9 protein-coding genes are annotated in these 6,419 nt (G+C 46.5%); 4 read left to right on the forward strand and 5 right to left on the reverse strand.

Translation table 11 applies throughout. The features are described from left to right. Positions 1–2: 2 nt before the first annotated feature. Positions 3–782, reverse strand: a complete 780-nt coding sequence (locus FPZ49_RS24510; RefSeq protein WP_144852033.1) for an MBL fold metallo-hydrolase — start codon at positions 780–782, stop codon at positions 3–5. 179 nt (positions 783–961) lie between these two features. Here FPZ49_RS24510 and FPZ49_RS24515 point away from each other — a divergent pair, with 179 nt between their 5' ends. Then, positions 962–1,750 carry a DeoR/GlpR family DNA-binding transcription regulator gene (locus tag FPZ49_RS24515; RefSeq protein WP_144852035.1) on the forward strand — a complete coding sequence of 263 codons (789 nt, stop codon included), beginning with the start codon at positions 962–964 and terminating at the stop codon, positions 1,748–1,750. Between the two features lie 673 nt (positions 1,751–2,423). Here FPZ49_RS24515 and FPZ49_RS24520 read toward each other — a convergent pair. Together FPZ49_RS24520 and FPZ49_RS37570 are read right to left on the reverse strand one after the other, a co-directional pair. Beyond that, positions 2,424–3,641: an MFS transporter gene (locus FPZ49_RS24520; RefSeq protein WP_261381591.1), complete on the reverse strand. Its 1,218-nt coding sequence runs from the start codon at positions 3,639–3,641 to the stop codon at positions 2,424–2,426. Positions 3,642–4,284: 643 nt separating this feature from the next. Further along, the gene (locus tag FPZ49_RS37570) at positions 4,285–4,482 is read right to left on the reverse strand and encodes a sugar diacid recognition domain-containing protein (protein WP_391563861.1); all 198 of its coding nucleotides are present in this window, start codon (positions 4,480–4,482) and stop codon (positions 4,285–4,287) included. Between FPZ49_RS37570 and FPZ49_RS37575 the strand changes: the two genes are divergently transcribed. From FPZ49_RS37575 to FPZ49_RS37585, 3 genes are read left to right on the forward strand one after another with little or no spacing between them, the layout of a single operon-like run. Further along, the gene (locus FPZ49_RS37575) at positions 4,420–4,623 is read left to right on the forward strand and encodes a glycerate kinase (RefSeq protein ID WP_391563862.1); all 204 of its coding nucleotides are present in this window, start codon (positions 4,420–4,422) and stop codon (positions 4,621–4,623) included. The two genes, FPZ49_RS37570 and FPZ49_RS37575, sit on opposite strands and share 63 nt — an antisense overlap. 4 nt (positions 4,624–4,627) lie before the next feature. Next, positions 4,628–4,744, forward strand: coding sequence for a hypothetical protein (locus FPZ49_RS37580; RefSeq protein ID WP_391563864.1), 117 nt, complete (start codon positions 4,628–4,630; stop codon positions 4,742–4,744). An 8-nt stretch (positions 4,745–4,752) separates the two neighbouring features. Continuing rightward, positions 4,753–5,052 carry a glycerate kinase gene (locus tag FPZ49_RS37585; RefSeq protein WP_144852041.1) on the forward strand — a complete coding sequence of 100 codons (300 nt, stop codon included), beginning with the start codon at positions 4,753–4,755 and terminating at the stop codon, positions 5,050–5,052. 25 nt (positions 5,053–5,077) lie between these two features. Here the strand turns inward: FPZ49_RS37585 and FPZ49_RS24540 are convergent, their stop codons facing one another. Next, on the reverse strand, positions 5,078–5,365 hold the full coding sequence (locus tag FPZ49_RS24540; protein ID WP_144852043.1) for a hypothetical protein: 288 nt from the start codon (positions 5,363–5,365) through the stop codon (positions 5,078–5,080). After that, entirely contained in the window at positions 5,358–6,170 is an 813-nt protein-coding gene (locus FPZ49_RS24545) for a ParA family protein (RefSeq protein WP_144852045.1), read from the reverse strand. The genes FPZ49_RS24540 and FPZ49_RS24545 overlap by 8 nt, the downstream gene beginning before the upstream one ends. Between the last annotated feature and the right edge of the window lie 249 nt (positions 6,171–6,419).

Here is a 6,419-nt window from a genome sequence, read left to right on the forward strand (position 1 = left end):
ATTTATAAAATGTACGGTTTACGCTCCTCAGGCCAAATGACAGGGTTCGGGAAAATGTCGCTGGCGGCCTTTACACATTCGCTCGCTTTGCCCAGCGGACCGTGAATGAGCATCAGTTGGCCGACCTCCGCAAGCTTCGCGATCTTCGCCGCATCGACTGCACCGGAATGAAGGTAGGAGTTATTCTCTGGATTGGCTGCAGCCGCTCCCACAGAGGCTTCATGGATGAGCAGCGGCGTGCCTTTGACATGCTCGATGATTGGCGGGAAATAGGCGGTGTCTCCGGTGAACGAAAACTCCTTGCCGGAAAGATGGTCATAAAAGCGGTAGCAGAGTCCTTGAACAGGGTGAAGAGTGGGGCAGGTGGTGATTTTGAATTGGTCCGTTTCATACGATTCGCCAGGGGTTAGAGGCACCAGCTTAGGGAACTGGAGGTCCTTCCAAAACCGCTTAGCCTGAAGAAAGTCGAGCGCGCGTTGAATGACCGGCTCCAAATCGTCCACGGGACCAATGAACGTGACGTTCGATAGGCTTTTTTTGCTGATCAGATAAAACAGGAGCGAGGGGAGGGAGAGGTAGTGATCATGATGGAAGTGGGTGAAGAAAACGTATTCAAGATCTGATGGATTGATGCCCAGATTGCGCAGGTTGGTTACGGAGCACCAGCCGGTATCGACCAGATACTTATTGTTGATCAAAAAGCTGGCCGTATCGCTGCCCAAATCCGGTGTAGCCGTCGATGTACCGAGAAACGTGAGTGTCGTCTGATGCGGTGTGCTCATGGGACACGCTCCTTCTAAGGATGATTTGATTGATTTCGATCTTTCGTTGCTCTACAAGCTTAATGATATGAGCGAAAAAAAGAAAAATCAATTAAAAAAATTGTAAACTCATGATTGTTTTCAATCATAATGACATGATATACTCAGGGTATATCACTTTATCAAAAGGATGATCTGTCGTGGAAGAGAGACATTCCGAAATTATAAGCTTGCTGCAGCAGCAGACGATGCTGGGCATTCAAGAGCTGTGTGATCTGCTTCATGTATCGCCGGCGACGGTTAGGCGGGATCTAACGAAGATGGAGGATCTCGGACTGATTAAGCGCATGCACGGTGGAGCGATTCTTCATCATTCGGTGGATGCGGGAAAGCCTGAGCCGGTAAGGGGCGGCGATCCTTACCTGCTGCAAAAGCTGGCGATTGTCGAGGCGGCGTGCGGGATGGTTCAGCCGGGCGATACGATTTTTATCGATGCGGGCTCGACGACCGAACTGCTGGCGGAGAGGCTGACGAGCATTCAGCCGATCTCGATTATTACGAATTCGATCAAGATCGCTTATCAGATGTTTGCGGCGCGGGGCGGCGGCTCCTCAGTCTTTGTATGCGGCGGCACGTTCAGCGAGTCCGATCCGCAAGCGAGCATCGTCGGGCCGCTCGCCGAGCAGATGATTTCCCAGTTCCGGGCTAACATTTGCTTCGTCGGGACTTCGGCGATCGACTGCAAGCATGGCGTGACCGATCCGAATCTGCTCATCGCGCGAATGAAAGAGAAGATGATCAGCCATTCGTCCAAGGTGGTGCTCATCGTCGACCACAGCAAGTTCGGGAAGGTCAAGCAAGCGTTCGTGTGCCCGCTAGAGCATATTCATTGCGTCATTACCGATGATCTGACAACAGAGGAGGATGTGAAGCATTTGCGCAGCCTCGGGGTTGAGGTGAAGGTGGTCAATGTTGGGGTGGAAGTGTAGACGCCCTTGAACTAAAGTAACGGGCCGTGGGGCGATTTCCGTTCGAAAAGTTTTAACTAGGATCCTTACCCAGGCTGCCGGCGCAAGTTGGTAGCCTGTTCGGCTTTTACAGGCGGTTATCTTTAGCCCTACTATGTGGTGATATATGGATAATAAGCTATATCAGACGGGGAGATTACGAACGGGCTATTGGTGAGAGGGATGGATTTGACCATCCAACGTGGCGTTCTTCTATATACATTCCAGGACTCAGACAAACTAGCACTTCAGGAAGCTTTACGAAGGATGAAAAAAGCATCCCAGGTGTTAGGCGAATAGAATATACGTAAAAGGGGGAACACGTCCATGAATCACATTGCAAAACGATACATACTCGAACAACCGCTTACAGACCGGCTGACGCATGGTCTGCCGAGGATCGTAGCTATGAATTCCGATCTTATTTGACCGTGTATGGAAGCTTGAATGTCCACATTTCCGTTCCGTTCTCGGAGGTGGTGCTGAGTAGTTGGAATCGTTGTCATGTGACAATGGTATCGCCGTTTACAAGTGACAAGCCCTCGGTCTTCTCGTAAGGGAATATGAACGCGTCGGCATAATACCGGCATCCTTCATTTCCTTCGTGCTCATTTGCTCCAGGGTCTTGCCAGCAAGAAGCCATTTTTACGCCAATTCATTCCTCCAAGCTTCCGGTCAGCCCGCGCAGACGCCGCAATTGAGGGAACAGGATCATCCACAGCCCGGCGACCGCAAGCGTTCCGATTCCGCCGATAATGACTGCCGGAACGGCTCCAACAAGCCCTGCCAATGTTCCAGATTCGAATTCACCAAGTTGATTGGATGTTCCGATGAATAAGGAATTTACCGCGTTCACTCGCCCCCTCATCTCGTCAGGAGTATGCAGTTGAACTAACGAATGCCTAATGACTACGCTGACCACATCGGATGCCCCGGTAAGGAATAAAGCAAATAAGGACACAGTCAAGCTGGTGGAAACCGCGAAAAGGATCGTTGCTAGTCCAAAAACCGCGAGCGCACAGAATAAAGCGGGACCTGCAGCCTTTTGGAGAGGGAATCGGGCCAGCACAAGAGACATCAATAATGCACCTATTGCCGGCGCTGTTCTCATTAAGCCAAGCCCCCAAGGACCAGCGCTGAGAATGTCCTGGGCGAAAATGGGCAGCAGCGCCGTCGCGCCGCCGAGCAACACGGCAAAAAGATCAAGTGATATGGTGCCGAGGATTATGGGGTGACGCCATACGAACTCGATTCCCGAGAATAACGTGCGCACGGAGACAGGTTCCGACTTCCTGACGCCACGTTCCACGCGGATGAAAAAAATGAGTACGGCAGAGACAAATAACGCCGCAACCGCGGTGATGTAAACAATACTGGGTCCGAATGCAAACAGCACGCCTCCCAGAGTCGGGCCCAAGATGGAAGATGTCTGCCAAATTGAGGTATTCCATGCAATCGCCTTCGGTAGAATCTCCTTGGAGACAAGTTGGGGCACAATAGCAGTGGAAGCCGGCCCTTCAAACGCGTGGCAAGCGCCAAGAATGGCCGCGACTAGCAAAATTTGACTACTTCCGAGCCACCCTCCCAGATTTCCGATCAGCAGTAAGGCGGTAAATCCGCATTCAACGATCTGGCATGTAACCACAATTTTCCTGCGGTCGAAACGATCGGCGACCTGCCCTACAATCAGAGTCAACAGTACCATGGGGACAAATTCCGCCAATCCCACAAGTCCGAGACTGAAGGCATCGTGTGTAAGGTTATACATCTGCCAGCCGATGGCCACAGAGACCATCTGGAAAGCAATCGATGAAAAGAACTGGGCTATACAATAATTAGTAAAATATGACCTCTTTATCGCGAAACGATTCACTTCATCCAAATGATCACTCCCTTTTCGACATAATGCAGATTATAACATAACAAGGACCGAGCAGGCGATCGGTATATTAAATGATAACTACGTAATCGTCCCGTTCTATACAGCTAAGAGCCCAGAGGAAATTGCCGAGGAATGCAGGTTGCTGCACGTAGCTATTACTAGGGCGAGGGATGAAGTACAGAATCATTTCCCCGTCAATGGTCCGGGGAAAAAGTCGTTTTGCGGTCTTCTCTTTGATTCTGTCTATGTATGTATAAGTGGGATGGATGGAATTAAAAGAAGGGGGGAGAGGAGGAGAATTAAAATATCTGAATATAAATGACGAAAGACCTTTCCCCGAAGGATGAGGCCACTGAAGCTTGGTGTCCTAGCGATAATAGTCGTATTTGGAACTTTTATTTGGATATCGTTTAGACAAGCTTAATAGGGCTTACGAGGCAATGAACAAGCATATCAAACTTTGGAAGAAAAGATATGATTACCTTGTATTACAGTGACGATACAAGGGACGAGCAGTTGCTGCCATTAAAATCGGCGCTATGATTTATCCGGAATATTAATTGGTTTAGCTCAAAGGATCCATCGTCATTCTTCCAATAATCTCTTGGTTCAACCTCATTTTGGTGGCTGGTAACTACACTGACTCCCATACCTTGTGGTCATGATCAATAGAAAGATTAATGCCGAACTCAACGCTCCTCCAACGTGTCATAGTATTTTCGTTTACTATGACGATCCGATTGGTTCGAATCGCTTCTGCTGCTGCCCGATGCTTCTGGCCGATACGCGTAGAATCCCCACTCGCGAAAATTGTACCGGTTTTTGTCCGCAACTTTTGGAATGCCGGGTGACGATCGCTTGCGATGTGACGAACCCACTGCTTGGCCCGCAAGGCGCTTCCCATGTATTTGGCCCGCAAAAAGGAGCTACCCCCGAACAAGTTCTGCAATTCGATCACCCAATGAGCTTATAGAGAACTGGTAGAGAAGCAGTTATCCCTTAGTTTGCGTTATCTACCCGGGGCGGGGGCTGCCGGTGGGCTAGGATTTGCTTTATGGCTTTGGGAGCGGAGATTATGCCCGGTGCCCAGATAGTGTAGCAAATGACCAACCTGAATCGGCACATTGCTGAAGAGGATTGGGTTATCACCGGTGAAGGCTGCAGCGACAGGCAAACCTTACTTGGCAAACTGCCGTATCATGTTGCTCATTTATCGAAGAAAGCAGGAAAAGAAGCTATCCTTTATTTTGCCGGATGCTTCTCCATTGTAATAGGCCCCTCCACACTTGAGACCGTCCTGGAAGAGGCCAAGTACAATTTGTTTGAATGCATAAAGCCCTTATGTACCAAGGCTCTTGCCCCGGTTGACATGTTAGCATATTTAAAATGTGAACCCTATTAAGGTTAATAAAAGTCACAACATACGATTATTTGCTGTCTGCCAATACTTTTTTTAAATACTCTTCTAATGCTAAAACAGCGAAAGTCGATTTTTTCATGTGTCGAGAATTACAATACTGTTCAATTTTTTCGTCTAGGTCAAAGCTGATAGCAAAACTGACAGGCTTTACTTTTTTCTCTCGCTTTTTTGATTCCTCAGATTCTAGCTCAAACTTCTTAAGAATATTTCGCCTAGATTTATTTTGACTTTCCACTATTTCACTTTGGATATCATTATCCAGAATATCTAATTTATTCAAATCTATTTTATCCATACGAGAAAACTTCTCCTATCTGAGCAAATATCTTTTGGCTAACGTTTCGAATATCATTCATTACATTTTGTGTATATTTATTATTTACTGAATTTAGCATAATGCCATCGTTTTTAGATGTTGATACGGTTGTTGAATAACGGATGTCACCGATAAATTTTTCTGGAGGAATTCCCTTTGAAATAAGTTCCTCCTTAATTTTATCTAACTGTGCTTTGGCTTTTCCTTTAGTTATTTCAACTTTATTCCAGACTATACCGTAATCTATTTGATACCCTGCATTCTGGTAATCTCTAATAATCTCAACACAACGACTAGCAGCGAGTTTAGCATCAAGATCTATTTCAAGCGGTATGACACAAAACTCAGATGCAGCAATAGAGTAATTAACAATGTCTGAGTTTTCACTTGGGTGAGTATCAATAACAATATAGTCGAATATTTTTTTTAGTGGTTCGATTTTAGTTTTTAGTACCTCCAACTGCCGTGGCTTAGGGATTTTTCGATCAACCCATTCTTCAAAGTCATCGATTCTCTCATCAGATGGTATGTAATAAATGCTGGTGTCCTCGTATTGGTTGATGACTTCAGACGGCTTTGCTTCACCAATTAACCAGTCATATGCGTTTTTGCTAAACGAATCACGATCTCTTAGAAAACCTGTAGCAATTGAGGAGTTCTGACATGTATCAATAATGCATACTTTTTTGCCGATTTCGTTGGCAGTAATTGCAATAAAGCGAGCTAGCGTTGATTTACCTACACCGCCTTTTGTCGACAATACGGTGATCACTTTCCCACCCATACTAATCTAATCTCCTTTTCAAATCGGTTTTCTATACTTAACAAGATTATTAATAACTCAACTTTCGCAGCTCGAAATTGTAGTTTAAACCTTGCATCATGCGGCTTCTGAGCATAAAAATCAGCGAATTGACAAAAAAACACCTTTCGTTTGGTAAAATGGAAATTGACTAGATCCCCATTCCAAACAGAAAGGTGCATACCATTATGTTACACCAGAAATCTCTGTCTGAAAAGGGCGTTGACCGCC

The organism is Paenibacillus cremeus (genome assembly GCF_007786445.1).
GTDB classification, from domain to species: Bacteria; Bacillota; Bacilli; order Paenibacillales; family NBRC-103111; genus Paenibacillus_G; species Paenibacillus_G cremeus.